This is a genomic window from Sphingobacterium puteale (assembly GCF_003627955.1).
Taxonomy (GTDB): Bacteria; Bacteroidota; Bacteroidia; order Sphingobacteriales; family Sphingobacteriaceae; genus Sphingobacterium; species Sphingobacterium puteale.
Genome location: NZ_RBWS01000004.1, coordinates 141883 through 167606 on the forward strand (window position 1 = coordinate 141883; position 25724 = coordinate 167606).

The window sequence follows — 25724 nt, forward strand, 5'->3', positions numbered from 1 at the left end:
AATTAATTTTTGACAGAAAATTTTTAAACTCTATTCGTAGCCGGGATGTGACAGCATCCTGGCTTAAGTTTTCTATTTATCTTTTGCTGACGTAGATCCTCCTTTCCACAATTTTAAATTTAATTGATTTTGTTAGTTCGAGAAGTGATAAGATCTCTTCAATATTTTCTCTCCTGGAGATTTTCATTTTGAGATTTACATCATCCCATTCCTTTCCCTCAAATATCACTTCGGCATCGTACCATTGCGCTACATCCGCCATAATGGTTTTGATATTTTCATCTTTGTAAATAAAATAGTTGTTCTTCCAGGCGATTTCGGATTCAGCATCAAATTGATCAATCTCAACACCTGAGGTAGATATCTTTGCACGCTCTCCGGGTTTGAGCATGGTCTGGCCTGTTTTTGAAGTCAAACGTACTGATCCCTGTAGTAGAGCAACTTTTGCAAAATGGAGGTTATCCCTATCAGATACATTGAATTTGGTGCCCAGTACCCGAATTCCAAATCCATTTCCCGCTACGATAAAAGGTTTGTGTTTTGATTCAGCAACTTCGAAGTAAGCTTCTCCTTTGACCTGAACGAGGCGACGGTCAGCAGCAAAATGTTCCGGGAAAATTAGGCTACTCTCGGCGTTGAGCCATACTTTGGTACCATCTTCTAAATTGATCTGATATTTACCACCTTTCGGCGTTTCTAAAGTTATAAGTTGAGATTCTATAGTTCTTTTGCCGGTCGTTGCAAGATAACTGATAACACCTTCCTGATCTATTTTGAACAACAACTTTCCAAAGGGAATTGTGTCTCCAATCTTTTTTTTCTGCAGATCCAGACTATTGCCGTCAGAGTTTTTCAGGGAAGCTTTTTCTACACCCGGATTTAGGTATGTATGTTGATTTGCAACTTGTAAATCGGCCTTCCCAACCTTCAAAAAATAATATCCGGCAATGCTGGAAACAGCCAATAACAAAGAGGCTGCATAGGGGAGGTAACGACGGAAAGTGCTTATCTTTTTTGAATTGCCCGCTTCTGCCTGAATAAGTTGTTCTACGTTGTACTTAATCTGTGTTTCTATATTTTCTGCAGGACCGAATTTATCTTCGTCCCAAGTCGCATCATGATATGCATCCAAGAGCCTATCGTCTACTTCAAGTAATTCATCTTCGGAGGATTGTTTGCGTAAAATCTTCTTAATTAAGTCTATAATTTCAGGTTTTTTCATGAAATCTATAATTGATTCGTTCTTATAGAGTTCATTTTTTCATTTAGCCCCCAAAAGGAATTGCACTTTTTTAAAAAAAGAAAATATAAAAGAGCCTTTTATTAAATTATTTTGGTTGTAATGTGTTGTATTTCAGTGTCTTGTTAGAGGAAGAAAATCTGAAGAAAGATGTGCATATTCTGCATACCTTGTTTTAATCGTTTCAACGCAATAGAAATTTGGTTTTCTACTGTTTTTACGGAAATATTTAGCTTCTCAGCAATCTCCTTATGGCTTAACTGCTCCATTCTGCTGAGGTAAAAGATTTCCTTACATTTGTCAGGAAGCTGGTTGATCATTTGATCCAGGTAATCCAGCAGTTCACTGTACTCCAATTTTAACAAGGGGTTGAAGGAATCAATATAGTTCTCATCTAAGTCTTTGAGTTCAACGTGATCCATTTTCTTTTTAACATTTCGGAACACTTCGTAACGAATGCAACCAAATAGATAAGTTTTGATGGAATATTTGAGATTTATTTTCTCCCTGTTTCGCCATATATTGATAAATACATTTTGGACAAGTTCCTGACATACTTCGGGATCCTGCATCGTGACAGACGCCGTTTTGAACAGTGGTTGCCAAAAGCGATGCATCAGGTGTTGTAGCGCCCGTTCCTCACCTTGACAAACTGATTCAAAAATTTGCTGATCCGAACAGGCGGAGAAATTCATAGTTTAATTCTGTTTACAATAGGTATCCCACAAAAACCTTCTCAAAGTAAGTATAAAATAATAATAAAACAAAATCTATTCCGCAAGTGCCATGATCTGTAACTGGAGTCGATATTTCGGGACAAAACCCTAAGGCTTCCTGGCTAACGAGTTATCTGTCAACAAGTGCGGTCAATATAACGACCGAGAACAAGAATTTCGAACCTAATTATCCGATGAAAGTGGGAGTGGGGCTAGGGATCAGCAGCTTTTGAACGAAGCGAACGACAGCTTCAGAACGCAAATTAACTTTTCTTTTAGCAAACATGGATCAGGTTGAACGGAATAGCAGTTTATCCAAAAATCCGGCAAAATGACTTAAGAAAATTGTATTTTTAGCAACCAAATTTTATACAATGATGAATCAATTAAGAGATCACATAGAACGTATTGTACCTCTTGAGGATACTGAATTTGAGACAATTTCTTCTTTTTTTAGTTATAAAAAATACAAAAAACATCAATTTTTGATTCAGGAAGGAGAGCTGGTACCATGCAACTTTTTTGTACTCAAAGGACTTTTAAAGCTCGTTTATTCTGACGATACCGGAAAGGAGCATATTGTCAGTTTTGCACAGGAAGATTGGTGGGAGACTGACTTTGCCGCTTTTTATACGGAATCGAGGGCCACGATGTCGCTCGAATGTGTTGAAGATACGGAGGTACTCTGTCTCCGTTTGACTGACTATAGGAAACTATGCGCTGCAGTACCCCAATTAGAGCATTTTTTTCTGGAGAAGGCTTATCAAGGCTTTATCGCTGCACAGCAGCGCATTATTTCAACAATGACAGTAGGAATCAAAGAACGTTATGAACAGCTCCTGAAAAAATACCCCACGCTGGTACAGCGTGTTCCGAAATCATTACTTGCAGCCTATTTGGGCGTTTCTCGGGAGGCTCTAAGCCGGCTGTCGCGGTGATGTGACTTTTGTCACGCGAAAATTGTGCGTTTTATCAAGGGTTTTTACATCTGCCATTTCACAATTTTGTTGTACATCAAAATGTTGTGAAAATGAATAAAAGATCGATTAACCCATGGACGTGGCAACGGCAGCGGAGTTACGTGCAGGCTGTTGAAGTAAAAAATGTCGAAGGAACCTTGTATTGTTCGGGGCAGGCGGCAATAGCTGATGACGGAATTTCTAGTGATAAAGACATGGAGTCCCAACTGAGACAGGCTATTGCCAATCTCGAAAACGTTATTCAGACGGCTGGCTATTTGTGTAGTGGAATTGTGCGCTTAAACCTATATACCACTTCCATGCGAGAACTTTGGCCACATTTTCCGATACTTCAGGAGTGGATTGCCAAACATCAAATTGAACAAGCATTAACAGCGCTGGAAGTTGTAGGATTATTTGAGACGCTGAAGGTCGAATTGGAAGCTACAGTGGTCAAATAACAAGTTGATTTTTTCTCTTCATGGCGATCATCAAAATCACCATGAAGAGAAAAGCTGTTAAGGGATAATTTGTTTATTCCGCATTTCGTCGAATAAACGAAAAAACATCTGCTCGGTATCAACGAACTCATGAAATCCCATTCTTCGGGCTTTATTGCCATCCGCAAAAAAGTCATAATCCCAAGAGAAAACAAAATCTCCAAAAGCCCAGGCAGATACTTCTGTATAAGTATAATTCAATCCATGTCGGGTCCTTATATCTTCCCATATATCCGCTTTGTCGGACATCATCGTCTGTAGCGGTAAGGGTAAGGGCGCGTCGACTTCCATCTGGAAATATTTCGCAATCTTGGGCCAGAGATCTTCCCAGCGGAATAAGTCACCATTATTAATATTGAAGGCCTGATTGGCTGCACGCGGTTCCGTAGCGGCCCATACAGTCGCCTTTGCCAATAAGTTAGCATCAGTCATCTCCAACAGTTTGCCATAGGCAGCGGGTTTTCCCGGAAAGCGTAGCGGGATATTCAATGCCTTGGAGATTGTTGCATATACAGCAATTAACAAGGCTAGGTTCATCGGGTTGCCGGGAGCTGTTCCCCCTACAACTGACGGGCGGATCGCTGACCAGGTCCAGCGCTTTCCAATTTGCTGCTGTTGGAGATACTTGAGCTGACTGCTGTTAAATTCCGGTGGCATGTGTCCGGCATCTGATTCCTTGGCCGGTGTTTTAAATGGGCCGAGGTGAGCACCGTATACTTTATAGCCTTGCATGAGACTTACATGCCGCAAAGACTTCGCTACCGGCTCAATTGCGGTTAACACATTGACCAACATCTTCAGGTTGGGTTCGACCAAAGCTGCCCAACTTTCCCGGTCCTGATAAGCTGCGTAAAAAATGTGAGTTACGGTTGTTAATGGGTTTAGTTTGTTGATAACGTCCTCTAAATCCAATAAATCTACTGCAATATAATGCACGTGGCCTTGATCGGTTCCACCGCGACGGGATATTGCAATGATGTCCCAGTTTCCAAGGCTGCTAAGATAGTCAATGAGGTTTGTGCTGATGACACCGTTCGCCCCGACGATTAATGCCGTGTTGTTTGTTGTTTCCATATGGATTCCTTTTTAACAAAATTAGTGTGGATCAGATCGGACAGGATGTAAAAATCGGCTATAATTTTGTACATTTCTTAAATGAAACGCTATCGACAATTTGAGCCTGTTCTGGTATCGGAATTTAAAACCGCTGAATGGGCACATCCTGAACATAATCATAATCACTACGAATTTATTTTTATTGTGCGTGGAAGGGGGGTACATGTGATAAATGGCCATATTGTCCCTTACCAAAGCGGGGCTATTTTCTTTATTGGGCCAGAAGAGTACCATTATTTTGAGATTGAACAAGAGACGCATTTTATTTATTTAAAATTTACAGATGCATATCGCCTCGGGTATGCCGCCGATTCGGGTGTGTTAACCCGACAATTGGAGTATTTGGTGAAAAGCAGGGAGACCCATCAGCATGGATTTCCGCTACTTGCTGCTGATCTCTTCACTGTTCACCTACTGTTTCAGGTCGTTGCTTCATTAAAACACGATACTTTTGCCAATCAAGACTTGATCTGGTATCAGTTGCTTAGCATAACTACGATTCTGATGAGAAATATGCCCGAATTACAGGTAGATCGAAGTAGAAGTCGCGACCTACAGGCGATGTTCTGCTATATCCATAAAAATATCTATACGCCCAATTTATTGAAGTCGCAGGTTATGGCCCCTCATTTTAATATTTCGCCCGATTATTTGGGCACCTATTTCAAACGTCAAGTTGGGATGACCATAAGAGCATATATTCTGGGCTACCGGAATACGCTTATTCGACAACGTATCGCAGCCGGGCGCATGATTTTAAAGGAAATTGCAGATGAGTTTGGATTGACAGATGTAAGTCACCTCAGCAAAATCTTACAGAAAGATCACGGAGCTTAAAACGAGAGCCCCCTTAAAATTTCATGTTTAAGGGGGCTCTCGTTTTATTTATACCTAGATTATCAATTACATGGTATTTTCTTTTTTCCGGCTCCAATTCCTTTGATTACCGTTCTGCCATCAACAAGTTGAGTGACTTTTACCGCGTTGCTTTGTATACCGTTCCAAGGGAATGTATTGAAAGCATTGCCATTGGTTAAGATAAGTGGATACAACTCACCACCGGAAGTTTTACTTCCAAACATCGTAACCTCACCAGTTCTGCTAATTACAAGCTTAATTAATGGTTTTGATGCCGTGCCTTTCATGTCATAGATGTTACCAATTCTTTTATTGGTTTGTACATCAGTACCTTCGTATTTGCTTCCATCAGCAAATTGAATATTTTGTTTTGAAGAAGCACCCGCATTCTGAAATTGGATTTCCTGTTTGGCTAATCTAATACCGTTTACTTCCATGTTGAAAGCATTGTCAAGCTCAGTGATATCAAAGACAAAACCATAGTTCGCTACCGGCGCTGTAAAAATACGTTCGATTGTGCTACCATTAGCGTAGAATGTTCCATCTTTCATAATTCCTTTTTTACCGCGAAAAGTTGTTTCAGGATAGCTCCAATTTAATCCATCACTTGTTACATCCTGTGTACAGGTTTTGAAATTAAGTTTGAGGTCATATTTTTGTCCCGGATTAATTTTTACATTTGGAATGCTGATGTTTGATTTTGTTTCTCCATCAATTGTTAACGTTCCTAATTTAAGTGTTCCATTGCTCGTTGCCGGATGGATCAATAAAGAAGGAGTACTAACGACTGTACGAAGACCGTTTCCTAAACTTGGAAACTGTGCCAGCACTCCAGCATCATTCATGGCATTGTAAGTAAGGGCTTCATCCGATAATTTGAAGTTTGCCGTAGAATAGCTTGGTTTGAACACTGCATTTTCAAGTTTTGTAATTGCTCCGGTCATATTTGGATCCATGGTCAAAGTCGTGATGATCTGACTGAAACGATGTTTTAAAACAATATTTAAGTTGTTTACACCGGTGTTCAATTTTAAAGAACCTGAGTAAACCATTAAATCGCCACTGATATTGTCCAGACTTGCCGCAGACAATGTGCTTTGGTTGTTGATATTGGGAACAGTGCTAGTGCTGTTGATTGAATACGCGATGAACGTATAGGTTTTGCCGGCATCCAGTGCAATTCCCGCTGCTGTTGATTCACTACCATAGCTATAGGTTTTTTCTGTTACATAGCTGCCTTGGTTGTCATATACCACGACTTTATATTTGATATCTTTGTCCAATGGTTTCTCGCTTACCTGAGCAGCGGTGGTTTTTGGGCTCGATGCGGCAACTAATCCCTTCTTTGCAGCTGCTGCAGAACTGTTTGTCAGGACAACATCGATGGAACATCCGTTACCGAAAGGGACGGTCATTTCCTGAATATTCGATGTGCTGCCAGAAGCTAAAGATCCTTTAGCGGAGCCTTGCTTTTGACCTACAGTGTTACTGCCATCTTCATCAAAGCCTGCAACGCCTTGTAGATTGATTTTAACCACTGTTTCTCCAGTTAATGCTGTAGTTTCTCCACTCTTTTGACAAGAGTAAAGGCCTGAGCCCGTCAGTACAATGCAGGTTAGTATTAAAATGTTTTTCAGATTAAGATAAGGCTTTAAATTCATGTAATTAAATATTTATGTAAGGGAATTCTTTGTTTTAATGTATTTTTATATGATACAAAGCGTTTATTTAAATCCTTATTCGGAATATTTAAATTAAAGCTGTGTATTTTTAGTGTGTCAGTAATATGATATCTGTTGTAGTAAATGTTTTTCGACGCAAAATTAAATGGATTTTTTGTTTAATAAGTGTTGTTTGATAGGTTGATTTTTTCTTGTAGAGAAACATCTACATTACTGCAATTCCTGTAAGGATTTACATAATTGCAGAATTTGTTTTACGCCGGAGAAGATGTTTCAGCACATAAAATCTTATCATATGAACACATTAGACAAGGTTGTGAATGCTGATTGTCAATCGAAACACTTTAATTTTGTTTTGACGTTTGCAGTGATCACCGGCTTCAACTTTATTGGTAATAACGGTAAAATCATCTGTCCGAGGTGACTATTTTCAGTCTGAGAAACTGGAAAGAATGCTTCTGAGTCCAAACAAACTATTTATTGAATTTGAAAAATATTTAAAATGCGATTACCTTTTCTACCCTACGATCCGAAATGGAAAAAACATTTTGAGTCAATTAAGTCGGAACTACAAGCTATACTTAAACCACTCGCCCCTCAGATTGATCATATTGGCAGCACTGCAGTAGAAGGTCTTTCCGCTAAACCGATCATTGATATACAGTTAGGAGTTGAGAACGAAACGGATTTGGAAGTGCTTCCCGATGTATTAAAATTGCCGAATATTGTTTATTACGAAAAATATAATCAAGATTGGCCAGAACGCCGTTTTTTTATTTTGCTCAATGAACCTGTATATAAAATTGTGGTCCCGGATGTTGTAAAGATTGGGGAGGAGATACCAGCGATCTTGCATGATCATGAATTTCGTCTCGCCCATTTACATGCTTTTGTAAAAGGCTCGGCAGATTGGGTAAGACATATCGCGTTTCGTGATTATCTATTAGCCCATCCGAAGGTCAAAGAAAGCTATCAGGCACTTAAACAAAATTTAATTCAACTCGAATGGGTTGATGGAAACGATTATAACAAGGGCAAGGACGAATTTTTGAAGAGGCAGGAAAGAAACGCATTAATATGGTACAGAGAGAGACAGCAATGACTATCGAGCATGTAAGGATTGAGGAGAAAAACTATATGACCTTATCACATACATAGGATATGAGTAAAGATATGACGAATAAATTGAAACAGGCAGCAATCGGGTTGGCCGGTACAAATAGACTAAATGACTTTGTTGAATATGCCGGTGTCGCCGCAGCGATAGAAACGGTATCAGGCAATATTTATACCGGAATCAGTATCGATACAGCCTGCTCAATGGGCTTTTGTGCTGAACATAGCGCTGTTGCGGAAATGTTGAAACATAAGGAGTTTCGGGTCAGGGCATTTGTTGCAGTAGATGCCGCAGGAAATGCCGTTCCCCCTTGCGGACGTTGCCGGGAATTGATCAGTCAGCTTGCCAAAGACAACCTCGAAGCAATTGTGGAAGTAAAAAATGGAGTGTTCAAATCCTTAAAAGAATTGTTACCTTTTGACTGGAAAGAAAATCTGGATAGAAATTGGTGATTTTAGGGTACAGTCAATAGATTTAGACAGAGTGATCAATATAAAAACAATGGAGAAGATAAAATCAGTATATAAGAAGATTAATTTAGCGGACTGGAAGCGGAAGGAGCACTTTGCGGTATATCGCAGCCAGATGAAATGCGGCTTTAGCCTGACAACAAAAATCAATATCGCCAAAGTACTTCCTTTTATTAAGGAAAATGGCTATAAACTTTATCCTGTCATGATATACCTCATCGCACGCGCTGTGAACAAGCATGACGCGTTTAAGATGGCAATGAAGGAGGGCGAGCTCATTGTCTGGGATTATGTAGATCCGATATATACCGTATTGCACTCGGAAACAGAGACTTTTTCTGCACTGACTGCTATATACGATAAAGATTTTACGAGGTTTATGGCTAATTATAATGATGTAGGAGAAAGACACGCAGATAATCTGCATTTTTTCCCGGAGCAGCCACCGGAGAATCATTTTAATATTTCAGCGATTCCATGGATTAATTTCGATAGTTTTAATTTGCATATTGCTGACTTTACAGATTATTTTGCACCTTCTTTTACCATTGGAAAGTATAAAAAACAAGCTGATGAAACCTTGATGCCTATTGCGATCCAGGTGCATCATGCCGTCTGTGATGGGATTCATGTCGCGCAATTGATCTCAACATTGGAAGAGTACTGTGAAAACATTGAAACAGTCATTAAATCTCAAGTATAAAAAACGAATCGTGGTCATCGATAATATCCTTTTGTACTATTCGACCTGATTAATACCTCGAAGATATGTCATCAAAAATACGACAATTAACACAATCGGATTTCCCAAAGCTACTGGAGGCAATTAACGCAGCTTTTGAGGATTATATTGTTCCATTTCATCTTGATGTCGAGCAGCTGAGACAGAAGATCAGAATAGAAGATATCGATTTTGCATGGTCTGTTGGGACATTTGTAGCAGGCAAACTTGTGGCCTTCATGTTGCATGGCCTGCGCGAACTAGATCATCATCCTGTTGTCTACAATGGCGGCACTGGTGTGTTACCCGGATTTCGTGGACTTGGGCTGGTGGGAAAAATGTATGATTATCTACTGCCTTTACTGGGCCAGCATCAAGCAAAGTGGATTGTTCTGGAGGCAATAGAAAGTAACCAGTCAGCTATTCGTGCCTATGAAAAGACTGGTTTTTTGATCAGTAGAAAATTGTTATGTTTCAATGGCGTCATTCAATCGGCAAAAGTGGAGGAAGTTGCAACAATCCAGACACTATCTAATTTGTCATGGACATTGCTTCAATCGTTCTGGGATATTTTACCAAGCTGGCAAAGTGCGCCACAGAGTATGGATACCTTGCGGCCAAATGCATTGGGTGCATATGTTAATGGTGAACTTGTTGGTTATATACTTTTCAGCCTTGGAAACAAGCGAATATACCATATCGCCGTGGCACCTGAATTTCGAGGGAAAGGAGTGGGAAGGCAGCTTTTTCAGGCGCTTAGAAATGAGCTGCCAGCAGAGAATATACAATTCAATAACATTGATGCAAAAGCGGAGGAATTGAAATTATTTCTGGAGAAGCAAGGCTTGGTAAATGGGATTAACCAACTTGAAATGACAAAAGTGTTATAAATCCAATATCCTATACGACTGTTGGTCAATTTTTCTTGTTGACCAACAGTCGTATAAAGATGTTCGTTTATAAGCGATAAACTGTACTTATGGTAGACAAGAAGCTTGCAGAGGAATTGATTCAACTCGCAAATGGCGATAGACTATTGAGGGAAGAAATAGCCAAAGAAGGTGCACTTGGAAAAGGCTATCATCCGAAAATGGAAGCTGTCCATCGTGCCAACGCGAAACGATTACGCGAAATAATTGACAAGATAGGATATCCCGGTATTTCAAAAGTTGGCGAAGAGGCTAGTGAAGCCGCTTGGTTGATTGTACAGCATGCGGTATCAGAGCCCGTGTTTATGCAAAACTGTTATCAATTGATGAACAATAAAGAGGATATTAACTTGGCCCACATAGCCTATTTATACGATAGAATACAGTGTTTCAAGGGCGAGCCACAACGTTTTGGAACACAGTTAACTGCGGATGGCGGAATCTATCCTGTGGAAAACAAGGAAGATCTGAACACGTTGCGTTTGCAAATGAATCTGCCCCCGCTCACTAAAAGGAAACTTGATACGGTTTATCATATAGAGGAGCTTGCGAATTTAAATCAGCGGGATCCCGACTATACAATCTGGCGAAAGAAAGTAGGCTGGATATAATTCTTTTTAAGTAATGCAAAAATTTCGCCATCCACAAAACGTCCTTTCTCAAAGAAGTAGTCCTGCAAGATTCCTTCTGAAACAAGGTTCATTTTTTCAAGCAACTTACGGGAAGCCAAATTCTCAGGGTCGATAAATGCCTCTATGCGGTTGAGCTTATACTCCTCAAATCCGTAAGAAATAATGGTAGAAATTGCTTCTGTCATAATCCCTTGCTGCCAGAAGTCAGGATGAAGTTCATAGCCGATTTCTGCACGAAAGTGTTCGGAGGAGAAGTTATGAAAACCACAAGAGCCAATCAGCTGATCCGGATTGCCCTTCAGACAGATTGCCCAACGAATTGCTTTCTTTTGTTCAAAATTTTCCTGCCAGTTTTTTACGAGCTCGTAGGCCTCATCCATGTGCTGAAAAGTTGGTAGATCAAAATATAGCGTTACCTCATCTTTTGAAAAATAAGAGAATAAAGCCTGAGCATCCGACTGTTGAATCTCACGCAAATAAAGACGTTCACTCGATAAAATTGGGAATATATCCGATATCATGGATGTAAAAATAATAAAATATGTTTAATTGAAGAATGATGATGTGAGTTTTCGACATTTTTTGTATGTTTGTCGAGCAATGACAATGCAACAGGAAAATATTAGAGAAGAAATTATCCTTTCGTCAATGAAGGTATTTGAAACGTATGGTTTTACACGAGTTTCAATGCAGGATATTTCTAAAGCTTGTGGTAAAGGCCGTAGTACGTTGTATTACTATTTTACGAGCAAAATGGATGTTTTTGATGCGATAGCCGAATGTTTATGTCAACAGGTATTCACAAAAGCAAAGGAAAGCTATAGTCGGGAAGCTTCTTTGGAGGAAAATTTGGTTGGCTTTTTGAGAGCGAAACTGCACCAGATTAATCTGATTACGAAACGTTTTCACCTTGCTTTCGAGGATATGAAATCAGATCCGGCTTTGATGGTATCCAAGACACGTTATATGTTGGATGATGAAATTAAATTGATTCGTGATATGATCGGGTGCGCTATTGCAAAAGGAGAGATTCAGTTTTTAGAAGAAAAAGATATTCTCTTCCTCTCAGAAATGCTAGTAACGACTTCCCGTTGTTTTGAACAGGAAGTGTTGTTATTTGACCGGTTTCCTGATTTCGAAGCGCGACTTGGTTGGTTAATCAGCATCTGTGTAAAAGGGCTCAGGTAGCTGTTTGGTACCCAGACATTAGAAATTGACGAGCATTTGCTCTTTTTTTAGCGTAAAGTTTCGACAAAAATACAAAATATGTCTATTTTGTATTTGACTCAAAAAATAGGAATGCCTAATAAAAAATATGGTATAACATGATTTTAAATGCAAAAATAGGAAAGGTGACCAGAAAATTGACGGCAAAAAAATACCTGCTCGTATTAGTAGAAACGGATGAGAAGATTCAGCCTGAGTCTACCGGTTTATTGGATGCAGCGTTTGATTGTTATGTATTGATACATCGTGAAATCGAACATTTGGATGAATTGGCGCTTGCATTGGAAGGTATAAATAAAGAAGTGCGATTGGCGCGCAATTTTAATGAGCTGAAAGATAAAGGAATTGTGATCGGTGACATGAATCAGATCGCATTTAAGGTATTGAAATAAAGTGTTTTAGTGAAATAAATCTAATATGTACAAAGTTGTTTACTCCCTATCCCGCAAATTGAAATGGAAGGCCAGCGAGATCTATCAATTCTTATATCAGAGTTTTCCGGAGATTAAAAATATTGATTTATTGCTGGATGATCAGCAATTTTTACTTGTTGTCAAGATTAACAGCCGTTTGGAATTTTCAATTCTAAATATTTGCCAGCAACAAGGCCTTAAGATGCAGTTTGTCCAGGTAGAGGATTTCGATTAAAGATTTTTGAAAATCCAGTTCGGCGCATTGTTATAATGCATAAATTTACATTTCATATTTTTCGATTCAGGCTATGAAACACTGTAAATATAAGGTGTTCACTTCTAAGGTCGGGGAAAGCATCGAAAATGGAATATATTGTGTTTTAAGCCAAACTTTTTTTAGTACTGAGGGTTATTCTTAACTTATACGGGAGATAACTGGTCTTGCGGATAGTTAACTAATGCAGATCGTTATAACAGGTATAAATAATAATTAATTATAGAGCATTATATGGATATGAATACATTTTCAATAAAAGCTTTCGGAACTGAAGCGCCGACAGCAGATTTAAAACAGCTGGAAGTTCAGCGCCGTGAAGTAACAGCCGGAGATGTGGAGATTGATATCCTCTATTGTGGTGTTTGCCATTCCGATTTACATACCGCACGTAACGAATGGGGGGGAACAGTTTATCCAAATGTTCCCGGCCATGAGATCGTCGGACGGATCACCAAAATAGGATCTGGTGTGACTAAATTTAAAGTTGGCGATTTTGCCGGCGTTGGATGTATGGTGGACAGTTGCCGTGAATGTGAGAGTTGCAAAGAAGGATTGGAACAATATTGTGAGAATGGAAATATCCAAACATACAATGGTCATGATCAACATCTGAACAAACAGACTTTTGGCGGATACTCAGAGCGGATTGTAGTGGATCAAGATTTTGTTTTACGTATTCCTGAAAATTTGGACCTGGCGGCAACTGCGCCTTTGCTTTGCGCCGGTATTACAACTTACTCACCATTACGGTATTGGAAAGTTGGCCCCGGACAGAAGGTAGGTATTGTGGGCATAGGCGGTTTGGGGCACATGGGGGTAAAAATTGCTAAAGCGATGGGGGCGTATGTCGTAGTGATAACAACCTCCGAAAGTAAAGTGGAAGACGCCAAACGTTTAGGTGCTGACGAAGTCGTTCTGTCAACAGATCAGGAACAGATGAAAAAGAATGCCGGCACTTTACATTTTATTTTGGATTGTGTCTCTGCGCAACACGATATCAATACCTACCTGAGTCTATTGAAACGTGATGGATCACTTACGCTCGTGGGGGCTCCGGAACTTCCGCTTCCAGTAGCCCCATTTAGCTTAATTCCTGCCCGTAAAAGTTTCTCAGGATCAATGATCGGTGGAATTGCCGAAACGCAAGAAATGCTGGATTTCTGTGGAAAGCATAACATCACTTCGGATATAGAGCTCATACGGATGCAGGACATTAACCATGCCTATGATAGGTTGCTAAAGAGCGATGTAAAATATCGATTTGTGATCGATATGGAAAGCTTAAAGAACTAAGATGCAAATCAGACAGTGTTAAATCAGCCGGGAGCAACTTTAAGTTAATGGTAAGTCTAACACTGTCCAATTAATTTGTTTGTCGTTTTGTGAATTTTTTGGTGTCATCATTTGAAATAATTAGACGTGTAGCTATTTTGATCGCGTTGCCTCTATTTTTATGGAAGAAAGTAAAGTCGTAGTTTTTTGGTTCCGTAGGGATCTTCGCCTAGAAGACAATGGCGGATTATCCCGGGCGTTAGCAACAGGACTCCCTGTGCTGCCGGTTTTTATATTTGATGAAGATATTTTACAGCAATTGGAAGATAAATCGGATCGACGTGTAGACTATATCCATCAGGCACTTGAAGCGATAAACAAACAATTAAAGGAGTTCGGAGCAGCATTGAATACTTTTTATGGGAGTCCTTTGGCAATTTATAAAACACTACATGAGAAATACAGAATTCATGAAATCTATTGCAATAGAGATTATGAACCTAAAGCAATCAAACGGGATCGCACAATATTTGAATTTTTTAAAACAGCTGGTATTCCATTTAAAGCAATAAAAGATCAAGTTATTTTCGATAAAAATGAGTTATTGAAAAACGATGGTACCCCTTATACCATTTATACACCTTATGCGAAAAAGTGGCGGGAAAAATTAACGACAAAAGATCTTCAGCCACATGATCATAAAGGGGGGCTTTTTGTCCAGCAGGCTTATGCGCCAATAATTTCGTTGGAGAAAATTGGATTTAAAAAGACAGATTTGACTTTCCATCCGCCACAATTGAGTACAGATATTATTAATAATTACGATAAATTCCGAGATTACCCTGCCTTAGCGGGGACAACGTACCTTGGTATAGCGCTGCGTTTTGGCACGATCAGTATTCGTCAGTGTGTGACCTTTGCCAGGCAGCATAATGAGGTATGGCTGTCAGAGCTCATCTGGCGTGAATTTTTTATGCAAATCTTGTATCATTTTCCAAATGTCGTCAGCGAATCATTTAAAAAGAATTATGATGGTATTCATTGGCGCAATAATGAAGTGGAATTTGAACGGTGGTGTAAGGGCCAAACGGGCTATCCTTTGGTCGATGCCGGAATGCGGCAATTAAATAGTACTGGTTATATGCATAATCGGGTTCGCATGGTAGCGGCTAGTTTTTTATGTAAACATTTATTAATTGATTGGCGATGGGGCGAAGCTTATTTTGCGCAAAAACTCAATGATTATGATTTATCTGCGAATAATGGCAATTGGCAATGGGCAGCGGGGTGTGGTTGTGATGCAGCACCGTATTTCAGGGTATTTAACCCAATCATTCAGGCTGAAAAATTTGATAAAAAGCAAGAATATAGTGGACAATGGATCCCTGAACTTGGGAGCGCAGCTTATCCCGAACCGATGGTAGCACATTCTTTTGCTAGAGAACGTGCGCTAAAGGCCTATGCGGCAGCATTGGATAAACGATGACTTAGGATAATCCAATCCCAACTTAACAATTGGTTCAGCTGGGATCGGGGGCCTTAGGACTAGATTTTTATTGCGCCAAGAAATCGGCAACAAACTTGTCGAATGCCTGTGGGTTTTCCGCCTGGACCCAGTGTCCGGCGTTTGGTATCGTTTCAAAGCTGACATTTGGAAATTGCTCTTTGATTTTGACTTTATCTTCAGGAAGAATGTAGCGCGATTTTTCGCCCGCTAGAAATAGCGTAGGGCCACTGTAAATACCAGCTTTTACACTTATTGTGATAAAATCCGAATATTTTTGCTGTAGAACATCTAGATTGAAGCGCCACCCCAGTTTGCGGTCTTCTTTAATATAAACGTTTTTTAACAGAAATTGAACGACTCCCGGATCATCAAGGTAAGTTTCAAGTTTTGTCTGTACATCTTTTCTGTTGTCCATACTATTGATATCAACTGCACAGAGCGCGTTGAAAATATCCTGATGATGTGGTGGATAAGCTTTGGGGGCAATATCCGCAATAATTAACTTTTCAACCTGTTCGGGATGATCAATGGCAAATTGCATGGCAACTTTTCCGCCCAGAGAATGACCCAATAACAGAATTTTCTTCACCCCGATCGAAGTAATATAGTCGGCTAGATCCTCGACCATATCCTCAATGGACATGCCATCGCTGTGGAAACTTCGACCGTGATTGCGGAGGTCAAGCAAATGTATCTGTCTTCTTTCTCCAAAACTTCGGCCAAAAGATCCCCAGTTGTCCGCCATACCAAAAAGCCCATGCAGAACAATAAGTGGTGTTCCACCATTTTCTGCTCCATATATTTTGCTGTGTAATAGTTCTTTCACGATATTTCTTTCTTTTAATCGAATTAATGTTGCCTCCAAAAGGCTATTCCTGGGGCTAAGATAACTAAAACATCTTTCCTTATCAAAATGGTAGTGTCGAGGATATATTTGGTAGTGGCCTCAGTTGTTGCCCCGCTAATATTGTCGTAACGAAAACATAATACTATATAAAAGTTCATCCCACTTGAATCGTTAGAACGTCCACATCACACTTTTTTAAAGCAAACTATTTGGTCAGTCTCAAAACCTATGGACTAAGCGGGTAATTTGGTCAATCTAAATAGAAAGAAATTGATGTCAGGGGCACTGACTTCCGAAAAATTTTATCTTGGTATTGAAAGATTCGGCGGCGGTATTTGTGCTTTTTTTCATGATCCATACTGCCAGTTCTGATAAGGTCGAATATATTTTATTTCTTTTTTGTCAAATTCCAAATCAGGACCATGATATGATTTTTTACACTTTTTAATCGACTATTTTTGATTGCTTCAATAGAAGTTATTTTAAGTACAACTCAACATAATGAAAAAAAAAGAGTACGTCATTTCTCTTAAAATGGAGGATTTGACGCGTGAGCTGCTGTTTCCGCAACGCAGCAAGGAATATATGGTGCTAGAGTCGACAAGTGACAATATGCAAATTCAGCGCAATTGCCATTATCGAGCTTCTTTTTTTGGAGTATTGTTGGCTGAAGAGGGTATTTCCTATTATCGGGTGGGAGACTATGAATATGAGTTTCAAAAAGGCGACATTCTTTTTTGTGTTCCACAGGAGGTTTTCAAAGTCATTTACTTTTCCGCAGATGTCAAGCAAAAGCAAATTTTCTTTTCCATAGATATGCTATCGGATGCCGGCTTTAATTATCGGTCAAATGATATGTTAAAGAATTTCTCCAATAACCCTTCCTATATCATTCGTGGGGAACAACACCTCTACAGACGGTTGGCATTTTATATAAAGGAACTTGCTTATCTCAACGATTTTAAGAACACGGTCTATTATAGTAATGAGATGATCTGGCATTATTTTTCTTTATTGATGTACGATATTGAGAACTATTCCAAGAACTTTCGGCAACAGGCGAATTTTTCTTCCAGGGAAGAAGAGATTACAAGTGCTTTTTTTGCGCTTGTCCGGGAATATTATGTCGAACATCATGACGTTCAATTTTACGCGGATCGTTTATTTGTCAGTCGAAAGTATCTCACGAAAGTTGTCAAGAAAGCCATGTCGCGTACCCCGAAAGAAATTATTAATCAGGTACTCCTTATCGAAGCAAAAATTCTCTTAAAAAACTCGATAAATAACATCAGTCAGGTGGCCTGTTTACTTAATTTTTCAGATCAAACGGTCTTCAGCAAATTTTTCAAAAAACATACCAAAAGAAATCCGAGTGACTACAAAATGGACGATCTTTTCTAGGTAATTCTTGCTGTTTCAATAGCAATCCGAACAAAGGTGCTTTTACTTCGTACGAAAGTAAAAGCACCTTTGTTTTTAGGGCCTGAGCTATTCTGTTTGGCGTCTTTTAAACAAATTTTGGCGTCTTTGCGCCGAATTTAGGCTTCGGTTTTTTTGGACTTTTGCTACACATATAATTAAAAGCAAAATCCATTATGAAGCAAAACGTCGTTAAAAAACGCACCACGAACTTGTTTATTGCACTGGTGTTATTATCCAGCTGTACGGGTAAACAGCAGGGGGACGGCTATCAGCAGGGACCTGCCGAGGTTCTTTTTGATACCGTGAAAACAGGCGATGCAACGATCCGAAATGAATATGCGAGTGCCATTGAAGGTCTTTCCAATATAGAAATACGGCCCCAGGTGAACGGTTATCTCCAAAAAATATTTGTCGATGAGGGGGACTATGTTCGTGCCGGACAGACGCTATTCAAAATTGAAGATCGGATCTTCCGCGAACAGTTGACCAACGCAAAGGCTGCATTGGCTGTCGCAGAATCAAATCTACTGACTGCTAAAATTGAATTAGATCGAAAAACTGAGCTAACCAAAAGCCGTATTGTTTCGGATATCCAGATGCAAGAGGCTCAGGCGAGCTATGCTGCCGCAAATGCGTCTGTGGCACAAGCCAGATCAGCAATAGCTTCGGCACAGATCAATCTGGATTTTTCGGTGATCAAATCGCCTGTGGATGGCTATATCGGTCGCTTCAACTATCGTTTGGGGAGTTTGCTGTCTACGACAAATCAGGAAGCCATTACAGTCGTTTCGGATAACCATCAGGTATATGCTTATTTTAGCTTGAGCGAGCGTGATTTCGTGCGGTTTCAGCGCGAGCATACCGGAAGTACTGTGGCCGAGAAACTGCAAAATGCAGCGCCCGTTGCACTATTACTATCGGATGGACAAGAATATGCCAAAAAAGGGCGAATAGATGCCGTTGAAGGTCAGTTCAATAAAAATACGGGGTCGATTACTTTCCGTGCCAAATTTGATAATCCCAATGCAGAGCTGCGGAGTGGCAACACCGGAAAAATTGTGATGGCTCAGCAATTGAAGGAAATGCCATTATTACCTATCGCGTCGACAGTCTCCTACCAGGATAAGATCTTTGCCTATACCGTCGATAAGGAAAATAAAGTCGTACAGATACCCGTGGTTATTTCAGGAAAATCTGAAGATAATTTTATCATTCGAGAAGGGTTAAAACAGGGCGACCGTTATATCGCACAAGGATTCGAACGTCTGCAGCCCGGAATGTCGGTTACAGCACAAAAGCAAACTCAAAACAAAAAATAAAACAGCAATTCATGTTAAAAAAAATAATTAAACGACCGGTATTGGCCACCGTGATTTCTGTTTTATTGGTCATTCTCGGTGTTGTCGGTATGCTCAGCCTGCCCATTACCAAATTTCCCGATATTGCCCCACCTACTGTAATGGTGACTGCTGTGTATCCCGGTGCAAATGCCGAAACAATCGCACGTTCCGTCGCTCCGCCCATTGAAAATGCTATTAATGGCGTTGAAAATATGGATTATATTTCATCAACGGCGAGCAATGACGGTACATTAAATATTACGGTCATCTTTAAGTTGGGTACCGATCCGGATCAGGCCGCTATCAATGTCCAGAACCGTGTTGCGCAGGTGACCAACCAGCTGCCGGCGGAGGTGATCCAAAGTGGAATCACTACCTTAAAACGTCAAAATAGTATGATTGCGATGGTCACGCTGACAAGTAAAGATGGCGCCATGGATGATCTCTTTCTCGAAAACTACAGCAAAATAAATGTAGTACCCGAGCTTAAACGTATCAAAGGAGTAGGCGACGCAATGGTATATGGAAATAAGGACTACGCCATGCGCGTATGGTTGGATCCAAACAAATTGAATAGCTACAATCTGACTCCAAGTGATATTTCGCGCGCCATCCAGTCCCAAAATCTGGAAGCAGCTCCGGGTAGGTTTGGTGAACAGAGCACAGAGGTGAAAGAATATGTAATGCGCTATAAGGGGAAATTCACCGAACCTCGGCAATATGAAGATATTGTTATCCGGGCACAGAACGATGGTTCGGTATTGCGTCTGAAAGATGTTGCCAAAGTAGAATTCGCAGCTTACAGCTATACCGTGGCATCCAACTATAACAAGAAACCTGCCGTTACCATGGCAATTTTCCAGATGAGCGGATCAAATGCCAATGAGGTACAAATTGCATTACAAAAGCGAATGGAAGAATTGCAGAAATCTTTTCCGGGAACGATGGAGTACAAAATACCATATGCAACCAAAGAATCACTGGATCAGTCGATTGACCAGGTCATTAAAACCCTGATCGAAGCCTTTATTTTGGTATTTATCGTGGTATTTATTTTCTTACAAGATTTTCGTTCAACTTTGATTCCGGCCATTGCCGTTCCGGTTTCCATTGTAGGGACATTTTTCTTTATGAAAATATTTGGGTTTTCAATTAATATACTAACGCTTTTCGCCTTGGTACTCGCAATCGGAATTGTTGTCGATGATGCCATTGTTGTTGTCGAAGCCGTGCATGCCAAAATGGAACGGCGAAAACTAAATGCTAAAGCCGCTACGATGTCTGCCATGGGGGAAATTTCGGGTGCTATTGTTTCGATTACGCTGGTGATGTCCGCAGTATTTGTCCCAGTTGCATTTATGGATGGTTCTACAGGGTTGTTTTATCAACAATTCGCATTGACATTGGCGATCGCAATTGTCATTTCAGCCGTAAATGCCCTGACATTGAGCCCGGCCTTATGTGCAATCTTATTGAAAACCCATGTGGATCATCCGGATGAAAATCGTAAGGTTACATTTAAACAACGTTTTTTTGCCGGATTTAATGCTGGTTTTGATAAACTTACTTTTCGTTATGGAAAAGCAATTCTAACGATGATCAAACGCAAGTGGATCGCATTTTTACTTTTGGCTGTGTTTGGTGGCTTGTTTGCCTGGTACTCCATGAATACTCCAAAAGGTTTTATCCCGGACGAAGATCAGTCGTTTATCATTGTGACGGCCAACCTGGCTGCCGGAACGTCGAAAGACCGGACCACCGTGCTGATGTCTGATACTGAAAACAAGTTGATGGCGCATCCTGCAGTTCGCGAGGTAATCTCCGTGAATGGTTTAAGTCTATTTACAGGAGCAATGTCTTCCGCTGCCGGTACTTTCTTTATTCGCCTGAAAGCTGAAAAAGAACGCGGGGAAGTGCACGATCTCGGAGCGATTATGGGCGAACTGCAAGGTATGCTTGCGCAGGATAAACGGGCCAACTTTCTTGTATTAAACACACCTACGGTGGACGGATTTGGTAATTCGAGTGGTATGGAGCTGGTTTTACAGGACAGAACAAATGCGGAATTGCAAAAACTTGGCAACATATCCTATGGCATGATGGGCGCATTGATGCAAAGACCGGAGATTGCCATGGCCTTTACCACTTTTGATGTTTCCTACCCACAATACGAAGTTGCTGTGGACGAAGCGAAGGCCGCACAGCTCGGTGTGGCTGTTAGTGATGTACTTGGTGTTATGCAAGGGTATTACGGCAGCATACAGGCTTCGGACTTCAATCGCTTCGGTAAATATTATCGTGTATTGGTACAGGCAACTCCGGAATCCCGTGCAGATGAAAAATCATTGCAGGGGGTGTTTGTGAAAAATAGCCGGCAGGACATGATCCCGATCAGTACGCTGGTGAGGATCCAACCCGTTACCGGTCCGGAGGTCGTGGAGCGTTTTAACTTGTTCAACGCATCAAACCTTACTGTAATGCCCGCTCCGGGATATAGTACGGGGCAAGCGATGTCAGCTATACAGGAGGTCGCCAGACAGCTGCTCCCACCGGGCTATACCTTCGATTACAAAGGCATGAGCCGCGAAGAAAACATGGCGACATCACAGACAACAATAATTTTTGTGCTCTGTATTGTATTTGTTTATTTCTTGTTATCTGCACAATATGAAAGCTACATATTGCCTTTTTCCGTACTGCTCTCCATTCCTGTGGGATTATCAGGCGTGTTTATCGGAATTGGTATGGCCGGAATCGCAAATAATATCTATGTACAGATTGCCATGGTGATGCTCATTGGGCTACTGGCAAAGAATGGAATTCTGATCGTCGAGTTCTCAAGCCAGCGCCGAAAAGCTGGAAAGAGCTTGATTGCGGCGGCGGTAGAAGGTGCAAAAGCGCGGCTAAGACCTATCTTAATGACCTCATTGGCTTTTATTACAGGAATTGTGCCGCTTGTTTTTGTTGTAGGACCTTCAGCAATGGGTAATCATTCCATCGGTTATGCTGCCATTTTTGGCATGCTGGTGGGGACGGTATTAGGGATATTCCTGACCCCCGTACTCTTTGTGGTATTTCAGTACTTCCACGAAAGATTGAATGGCCGTGAGCTGGATGAAAGTGAATGGGATTACTAATTAAGGATGATATAATATGAAACAGATAAAAAAAAATCTCCGGTATTGTATGGTGCTGCTAGCGACTATCACAGTGGTGCATGCCTGCCGCGTGCCACAATACGCTGGGAACGAGATGAAGCCGGTCGATCGTTATCGAAATCAAGAGGAGGCACAAGAACGCGATAGTAGTATCGCAAAGATATCTTATCGCGATTTTTTTAAAGACGATATGCTCATTTCTCTTTTGGACAGTGCATTGAAAAAAAATAATGATCTGAATGTTGCCCTGAAGCAGATTGAATTTGCTTCGGAAGGTTATAAGCAAGCCAAGTGGCTGAATGTACCGTTGTTAAATGCAAATCTTGCCAATGTGGGGATTAACCGCCCTTCCGACAACAGCATGAACGGTATGATGGCCAGTCAGTTTATGGGACAAAAATATACCATGGATTACACATCATCCATTCAGCTATCCTGGGAGGCCGATATCTGGGGGAAATTGAAAGGACAAAAGCAGGAAGCCTTGGTGGATTTTCTTAAAACACAGGAGGCAGCGCGCGCGATTAAGACACGTTTGGTGGCTGAGGTCGTTCAAGGGTATTACAATCTGTTGCTGCTGGATCGACAGTTGGAGATAACAAGACGTAATCTGGAATTTGCGGATAGCACGTTATTCATCCTCAATAAACAGGTTGAATTGGGGCTGACAAATATGCTTTCCGTACAACAGCAAGAGGTGACACGGGATCAAGTTGCCAAACAGATTCCAGCAATTGAAGCCCGAATTCAAGTACAGGAAAATGCGTTGAGTATTTTAGTGGGTGAAGTGCCGGGGCCAGTAAAAAGAACTACCCGATTGGATCAGGCCCAGTCGCCGACCAGTCTCTCACTGGGGGTTCCTGCAAATCTGTTGAGCTACCGACCGGATCTGCGCAGTAACGAATTGGATGTCCGACGTAGCCTGGCCTCCATACACATCGCCCGGGCAAGCATGTATCCAAATCTAAATATCACTGCTCAGGGCGGATTAAATGCATTTAAAGCCCATAACTGGTTTAATCTGCCCGGCTCACTGTTTGCCGCCGCAACCGGAAGTATCGTACAGCCGATTCTGAATGGAAGACAGCTAAAAACACGTTTAGAACAGGCAAAAATTACGAAGGATCAAATGGAACTGAATTTCAAACAGACGATGTTAAAAGCAGTCGGTGAAGTGTCCGATGCACTGATTCAGCTTGAGAAATCAGAAGAACAACTGGAGACTTCCAACCGGCAGGTAGAACGCTCCGCACAGCTCGTGCAGAATGCCTTGCTGCTTTATAAATTTAATGAAGCAACATACTTGGAAGTGATTGTGGCACAGATCAATCGCTTGCAGGCCGAACTGGATCAGGCTACGGTGAAATCACAGAAAATTAATGCCATAACATCCCTTTATCGTGCCTTGGGAGGCGGCTGGCTCTAATAGCAGCATCTTAATATACGAACGCAATGAAAACAATAAACATGCTGATTCTGATCAATCCAAGTCAAAATCGCCGCGAAACTGAAAAGATGGCCTACGCATGTAGTGCTGATCGGTTTATACTTATTGATGCCGATCTGGATTTTGCGGACCAGCTAGCCTTAATCCTTGAAAAAAGAAGGCAAAAAGTGGCTATCATACCGAACTTGGAAGGGTTGGAACAGCTGTTTTCAAATGTTGAAGATTTTCCTTACAGCATCGCCTTGAAATACTATGGAGCGGGCATAGGTCGGTAATTTGGATTTAAATTATAACAATAACTATGATACCTTATGTGCAACTTTTTGTGGTAGGCAGGGGAATTCTACTGCGACGGAAGGAACTTGAAACCTATATTTTTTTACTGGTTCCGACAGTGATATCCATTTCTTTTAATCTAGATGACAAGGTATTCACGATGATGGTGAAATCAACTAAAAAAGTAGATGAATTGATTATTCGTCTGATGGAGCAAAAAAAGTTGAAAATAAGCCTTTTGGACTTTGAAGAGGAGCCTGCTAAAAAAGGAGTTTTTTAGAAAAGTTATTCCGGAAAGATATTGATCCTAACGATCTTCGGAAATATCTTTCCGGATATAATGTCTAACCGAAAATGCCATTCTCAGCCGTTAAAATTACTGGGCTGCCATCTGTAATCATGATGGTGTGCTCATGTTGTGCCATGTAACCTCCTTTGTCGCCAACCATCGTCCAGCCATCATTTAATTCAGTAGCATAAGTGGAGTTGGTGGAAATAAAGGTTTCGATAGCAACGATAGTATTTTTCTTAAACCGTCTCTGGTCAAATCTATTCTTATAGTTAAGTAATTCATCTGGCTCTTCGTGTAAGCTGCGTCCGATGCCATGTCCACCTAGATTTTTGATCACTTTATAACCTCTCTTTTTTGCTTCTGTTTCCATTAGCTGGCCAATGTCCGCAATTTTAACACCACCACGGATATTTTTTATGGTTTTTTGAAGTATTTCCTTTGAAGCGTCTACCAATTTCTGATGGTTATGAATATCCTGACCAATTACAAAAGAAGCCCCGTTATCAGCCCAAAAACCATCCAGCTCAGCCGATACGTCAATATTAATAAGATCTCCTTCCTGTAATAAACGGTCCGCAGTAGGAACACCGTGACAGAATTCGTTGTCTACACTGATGCAAGTCCAGCCCGGGAAGTTATAGGTCAACGCTGGTGCTGATTTGGCACCATATGCTGTTAATATCTTTGCTCCATATTCATCTAATTCTTTGGTTGACATGCCTACCTTGGCATAATCACACATCGCTTTAAGCGTTTTGGCGACTGCCACACTCGCTTTTTGCATTCCGGTCAATTCGTTCTCGTTGGTAATAGACATGGTGCTTTTTTGTGTTTTAGCTTATTGAATTAAAGATAAACAAAGGTCTAAAAAAAATAGATAATCCCATAAAGAAAAACAGGATAACGGTTGTGTGAAGATTTATGGGAGTTTTGGTATAAGAAAGACCTGCTTTCGTATAAAATCTCCACTGGCGATAGTTTAAAATGATAGATTTGTGAGCAATTCTCGGATGAATATAAACTGAGATGCGACCGAATTTTGGGTGCAATTTTAAATTTATAACATGAAAGCAAAGCAGATATTGATTTTTAAAAGCTCTGTAAGAACAAAGGAGAAGAAGACCTTCCTGATGCAGTTGTTAAAGCTCCATCTACCGCAGATACAGTCGGCTACCTTGGATCTGGATGATGAAGATGCCATCTTCCGGGTAGAAACCGAGGACTGTTCCGTAGATCTATTGACAGCTTTGTTGCACAGACATGGTATAAAAGTTGATTTTCTGGACCGCTTTGTCCTTGCTTAGTC

27 protein-coding genes are annotated in these 25724 nt (G+C 40.7%); 20 read left to right on the forward strand and 7 right to left on the reverse strand.

Annotation, left to right across the window (positions count from 1 at the left end):
* Positions 1–76 precede the first annotated feature (76 nt).
* Positions 77–1222 (reverse strand): FecR family protein, encoded by a 1146-nt coding sequence (locus D7322_RS04655; protein ID WP_121121769.1) that lies wholly within the window; start codon positions 1220–1222, stop codon positions 77–79.
* 143 nt (positions 1223–1365) lie between these two features.
* The gene (locus D7322_RS04660; RefSeq protein ID WP_121121771.1) at positions 1366–1935 is read right to left on the reverse strand and encodes an RNA polymerase sigma factor; all 570 of its coding nucleotides are present in this window, start codon (positions 1933–1935) and stop codon (positions 1366–1368) included.
* A gap of 395 nt (positions 1936–2330) precedes the next feature.
* Between D7322_RS04660 and D7322_RS04665 the strand changes: the two genes are divergently transcribed.
* A complete protein-coding gene (locus tag D7322_RS04665; RefSeq protein ID WP_121121773.1) occupies positions 2331–2894 on the forward strand; it encodes a Crp/Fnr family transcriptional regulator in 564 nt (187 codons plus the stop codon).
* A gap of 92 nt (positions 2895–2986) precedes the next feature.
* On the forward strand, positions 2987–3376 hold the full coding sequence (locus tag D7322_RS04670; protein ID WP_121121774.1) for a RidA family protein: 390 nt from the start codon (positions 2987–2989) through the stop codon (positions 3374–3376).
* A gap of 57 nt (positions 3377–3433) precedes the next feature.
* Here the strand turns inward: D7322_RS04670 and D7322_RS04675 are convergent, their stop codons facing one another.
* Positions 3434–4489 (reverse strand): SDR family oxidoreductase, encoded by a 1056-nt coding sequence (locus D7322_RS04675; RefSeq protein WP_121121776.1) that lies wholly within the window; start codon positions 4487–4489, stop codon positions 3434–3436.
* Between the two features lie 81 nt (positions 4490–4570).
* Here D7322_RS04675 and D7322_RS04680 point away from each other — a divergent pair, with 81 nt between their 5' ends.
* Entirely contained in the window at positions 4571–5368 is a 798-nt protein-coding gene (locus tag D7322_RS04680) for an AraC family transcriptional regulator (RefSeq protein WP_121121778.1), read from the forward strand.
* A 62-nt stretch (positions 5369–5430) separates the two neighbouring features.
* On the opposite strand, the gene D7322_RS04685 is transcribed toward D7322_RS04680, so the two are convergent.
* Positions 5431–7050 (reverse strand): fimbrillin family protein, encoded by a 1620-nt coding sequence (locus D7322_RS04685; RefSeq protein WP_121121780.1) that lies wholly within the window; start codon positions 7048–7050, stop codon positions 5431–5433.
* 523 nt (positions 7051–7573) lie between these two features.
* Here D7322_RS04685 and D7322_RS04690 point away from each other — a divergent pair.
* The 5 genes from D7322_RS04690 to D7322_RS04710 all read left to right on the forward strand — a co-directional run bounded on the left by D7322_RS04690 (position 7574) and on the right by D7322_RS04710 (position 10919).
* The gene (locus D7322_RS04690; RefSeq protein ID WP_121121782.1) at positions 7574–8173 is read left to right on the forward strand and encodes a GrpB family protein; all 600 of its coding nucleotides are present in this window, start codon (positions 7574–7576) and stop codon (positions 8171–8173) included.
* A 59-nt stretch (positions 8174–8232) separates the two neighbouring features.
* Positions 8233–8640, forward strand: a complete 408-nt coding sequence (locus D7322_RS04695; protein WP_206531920.1) for a cytidine deaminase family protein — start codon at positions 8233–8235, stop codon at positions 8638–8640.
* Positions 8641–8689: 49 nt separating this feature from the next.
* Entirely contained in the window at positions 8690–9361 is a 672-nt protein-coding gene (gene catA / locus D7322_RS04700) for a type A chloramphenicol O-acetyltransferase (RefSeq protein WP_121121784.1), read from the forward strand.
* A gap of 65 nt (positions 9362–9426) precedes the next feature.
* A complete protein-coding gene (locus D7322_RS04705; RefSeq protein ID WP_121121786.1) occupies positions 9427–10269 on the forward strand; it encodes a GNAT family N-acetyltransferase in 843 nt (280 codons plus the stop codon).
* Positions 10270–10358: 89 nt separating this feature from the next.
* Complete coding sequence (locus tag D7322_RS04710; protein ID WP_121121788.1) at positions 10359–10919, forward strand: DUF6624 domain-containing protein; 561 nt, start codon at positions 10359–10361, stop codon at positions 10917–10919.
* Here the strand turns inward: D7322_RS04710 and D7322_RS04715 are convergent.
* Complete coding sequence (locus D7322_RS04715; RefSeq protein WP_121121790.1) at positions 10883–11461, reverse strand: GNAT family N-acetyltransferase; 579 nt, start codon at positions 11459–11461, stop codon at positions 10883–10885. The two genes, D7322_RS04710 and D7322_RS04715, sit on opposite strands and share 37 nt — an antisense overlap.
* Positions 11462–11546: 85 nt before the next feature.
* Here D7322_RS04715 and D7322_RS04720 point away from each other — a divergent pair, with 85 nt between their 5' ends.
* The 5 genes from D7322_RS04720 to D7322_RS04740 all read left to right on the forward strand — a co-directional run bounded on the left by D7322_RS04720 (position 11547) and on the right by D7322_RS04740 (position 15615).
* Positions 11547–12128, forward strand: coding sequence for a TetR/AcrR family transcriptional regulator (locus tag D7322_RS04720; RefSeq protein ID WP_262707621.1), 582 nt, complete (start codon positions 11547–11549; stop codon positions 12126–12128).
* A gap of 137 nt (positions 12129–12265) precedes the next feature.
* The gene (locus D7322_RS04725; protein WP_121121794.1) at positions 12266–12559 is read left to right on the forward strand and encodes a hypothetical protein; all 294 of its coding nucleotides are present in this window, start codon (positions 12266–12268) and stop codon (positions 12557–12559) included.
* Between the two features lie 25 nt (positions 12560–12584).
* Positions 12585–12815 carry a hypothetical protein gene (locus D7322_RS04730; protein ID WP_121121796.1) on the forward strand — a complete coding sequence of 77 codons (231 nt, stop codon included), beginning with the start codon at positions 12585–12587 and terminating at the stop codon, positions 12813–12815.
* Positions 12816–13094: 279 nt separating this feature from the next.
* Entirely contained in the window at positions 13095–14150 is a 1056-nt protein-coding gene (locus D7322_RS04735) for an NAD(P)-dependent alcohol dehydrogenase (RefSeq protein ID WP_121122119.1), read from the forward strand.
* A gap of 160 nt (positions 14151–14310) precedes the next feature.
* Positions 14311–15615 (forward strand): cryptochrome/photolyase family protein, encoded by a 1305-nt coding sequence (locus D7322_RS04740; protein WP_121121798.1) that lies wholly within the window; start codon positions 14311–14313, stop codon positions 15613–15615.
* 67 nt (positions 15616–15682) lie between these two features.
* Here the strand turns inward: D7322_RS04740 and D7322_RS04745 are convergent, their stop codons facing one another.
* Positions 15683–16462 carry an alpha/beta fold hydrolase gene (locus D7322_RS04745; protein WP_220700017.1) on the reverse strand — a complete coding sequence of 260 codons (780 nt, stop codon included), beginning with the start codon at positions 16460–16462 and terminating at the stop codon, positions 15683–15685.
* 522 nt (positions 16463–16984) lie between these two features.
* Here D7322_RS04745 and D7322_RS04750 point away from each other — a divergent pair.
* The 6 genes from D7322_RS04750 (at position 16985) to D7322_RS04775 (ending at position 24406) form a co-directional block, all read left to right on the forward strand.
* Positions 16985–17884, forward strand: a complete 900-nt coding sequence (locus D7322_RS04750) for a helix-turn-helix transcriptional regulator (RefSeq protein WP_121121800.1) — start codon at positions 16985–16987, stop codon at positions 17882–17884.
* A 194-nt stretch (positions 17885–18078) separates the two neighbouring features.
* On the forward strand, positions 18079–19224 hold the full coding sequence (locus tag D7322_RS04755; RefSeq protein ID WP_121121802.1) for an efflux RND transporter periplasmic adaptor subunit: 1146 nt from the start codon (positions 18079–18081) through the stop codon (positions 19222–19224).
* Positions 19225–19235: 11 nt separating this feature from the next.
* Positions 19236–22382: an efflux RND transporter permease subunit gene (locus tag D7322_RS04760; protein ID WP_121121804.1), complete on the forward strand. Its 3147-nt coding sequence runs from the start codon at positions 19236–19238 to the stop codon at positions 22380–22382.
* Between the two features lie 16 nt (positions 22383–22398).
* Positions 22399–23829 (forward strand): TolC family protein, encoded by a 1431-nt coding sequence (locus D7322_RS04765; protein ID WP_220700018.1) that lies wholly within the window; start codon positions 22399–22401, stop codon positions 23827–23829.
* Between the two features lie 26 nt (positions 23830–23855).
* Positions 23856–24125 (forward strand): hypothetical protein, encoded by a 270-nt coding sequence (locus D7322_RS04770; RefSeq protein ID WP_147430290.1) that lies wholly within the window; start codon positions 23856–23858, stop codon positions 24123–24125.
* 26 nt (positions 24126–24151) lie between these two features.
* Positions 24152–24406 (forward strand): hypothetical protein, encoded by a 255-nt coding sequence (locus tag D7322_RS04775; protein ID WP_121121807.1) that lies wholly within the window; start codon positions 24152–24154, stop codon positions 24404–24406.
* Between the two features lie 64 nt (positions 24407–24470).
* Here D7322_RS04775 and map read toward each other — a convergent pair whose 3' ends face one another.
* Entirely contained in the window at positions 24471–25235 is a 765-nt protein-coding gene (gene map, locus D7322_RS04780; RefSeq protein ID WP_121121809.1) for a type I methionyl aminopeptidase, read from the reverse strand.
* A gap of 247 nt (positions 25236–25482) precedes the next feature.
* Between map and D7322_RS04785 the strand changes: the two genes are divergently transcribed.
* Complete coding sequence (locus D7322_RS04785; RefSeq protein ID WP_104382394.1) at positions 25483–25722, forward strand: hypothetical protein; 240 nt, start codon at positions 25483–25485, stop codon at positions 25720–25722.
* Positions 25723–25724 lie beyond the last annotated feature (2 nt).

What these genes read in the sequence shown, in the direction of transcription:
- D7322_RS04655 (WP_121121769.1), bottom strand. Translation starts at nt 1,222, where the DNA reads ATGAAAAAACCTGAAATTATAGACTTAATTAAGAAGATTTTACGCAAA.
- D7322_RS04660 (WP_121121771.1), bottom strand. Translation starts at nt 1,935, where the DNA reads ATGAATTTCTCCGCCTGTTCGGATCAGCAAATTTTTGAATCAGTTTGT.
- D7322_RS04665 (WP_121121773.1), top strand. Translation starts at nt 2,331, where the DNA reads ATGATGAATCAATTAAGAGATCACATAGAACGTATTGTACCTCTTGAG.
- D7322_RS04670 (WP_121121774.1), top strand. Translation starts at nt 2,987, where the DNA reads ATGAATAAAAGATCGATTAACCCATGGACGTGGCAACGGCAGCGGAGT.
- D7322_RS04675 (WP_121121776.1), bottom strand. Translation starts at nt 4,489, where the DNA reads ATGGAAACAACAAACAACACGGCATTAATCGTCGGGGCGAACGGTGTC.
- D7322_RS04680 (WP_121121778.1), top strand. Translation starts at nt 4,571, where the DNA reads ATGAAACGCTATCGACAATTTGAGCCTGTTCTGGTATCGGAATTTAAA.
- D7322_RS04685 (WP_121121780.1), bottom strand. Translation starts at nt 7,050, where the DNA reads ATGAATTTAAAGCCTTATCTTAATCTGAAAAACATTTTAATACTAACC.
- D7322_RS04690 (WP_121121782.1), top strand. Translation starts at nt 7,574, where the DNA reads ATGCGATTACCTTTTCTACCCTACGATCCGAAATGGAAAAAACATTTT.
- D7322_RS04695 (WP_206531920.1), top strand. Translation starts at nt 8,233, where the DNA reads ATGAGTAAAGATATGACGAATAAATTGAAACAGGCAGCAATCGGGTTG.
- catA (WP_121121784.1), top strand. Translation starts at nt 8,690, where the DNA reads ATGGAGAAGATAAAATCAGTATATAAGAAGATTAATTTAGCGGACTGG.
- D7322_RS04705 (WP_121121786.1), top strand. Translation starts at nt 9,427, where the DNA reads ATGTCATCAAAAATACGACAATTAACACAATCGGATTTCCCAAAGCTA.
- D7322_RS04710 (WP_121121788.1), top strand. Translation starts at nt 10,359, where the DNA reads ATGGTAGACAAGAAGCTTGCAGAGGAATTGATTCAACTCGCAAATGGC.
- D7322_RS04715 (WP_121121790.1), bottom strand. Translation starts at nt 11,461, where the DNA reads ATGATATCGGATATATTCCCAATTTTATCGAGTGAACGTCTTTATTTG.
- D7322_RS04720 (WP_262707621.1), top strand. Translation starts at nt 11,547, where the DNA reads ATGCAACAGGAAAATATTAGAGAAGAAATTATCCTTTCGTCAATGAAG.
- D7322_RS04725 (WP_121121794.1), top strand. Translation starts at nt 12,266, where the DNA reads ATGATTTTAAATGCAAAAATAGGAAAGGTGACCAGAAAATTGACGGCA.
- D7322_RS04730 (WP_121121796.1), top strand. Translation starts at nt 12,585, where the DNA reads ATGTACAAAGTTGTTTACTCCCTATCCCGCAAATTGAAATGGAAGGCC.
- D7322_RS04735 (WP_121122119.1), top strand. Translation starts at nt 13,095, where the DNA reads ATGAATACATTTTCAATAAAAGCTTTCGGAACTGAAGCGCCGACAGCA.
- D7322_RS04740 (WP_121121798.1), top strand. Translation starts at nt 14,311, where the DNA reads ATGGAAGAAAGTAAAGTCGTAGTTTTTTGGTTCCGTAGGGATCTTCGC.
- D7322_RS04750 (WP_121121800.1), top strand. Translation starts at nt 16,985, where the DNA reads ATGAAAAAAAAAGAGTACGTCATTTCTCTTAAAATGGAGGATTTGACG.
- D7322_RS04755 (WP_121121802.1), top strand. Translation starts at nt 18,079, where the DNA reads ATGAAGCAAAACGTCGTTAAAAAACGCACCACGAACTTGTTTATTGCA.
- D7322_RS04760 (WP_121121804.1), top strand. Translation starts at nt 19,236, where the DNA reads ATGTTAAAAAAAATAATTAAACGACCGGTATTGGCCACCGTGATTTCT.
- D7322_RS04765 (WP_220700018.1), top strand. Translation starts at nt 22,399, where the DNA reads ATGAAACAGATAAAAAAAAATCTCCGGTATTGTATGGTGCTGCTAGCG.
- D7322_RS04770 (WP_147430290.1), top strand. Translation starts at nt 23,856, where the DNA reads ATGAAAACAATAAACATGCTGATTCTGATCAATCCAAGTCAAAATCGC.
- D7322_RS04775 (WP_121121807.1), top strand. Translation starts at nt 24,152, where the DNA reads ATGATACCTTATGTGCAACTTTTTGTGGTAGGCAGGGGAATTCTACTG.
- map (WP_121121809.1), bottom strand. Translation starts at nt 25,235, where the DNA reads ATGTCTATTACCAACGAGAACGAATTGACCGGAATGCAAAAAGCGAGT.
- D7322_RS04785 (WP_104382394.1), top strand. Translation starts at nt 25,483, where the DNA reads ATGAAAGCAAAGCAGATATTGATTTTTAAAAGCTCTGTAAGAACAAAG.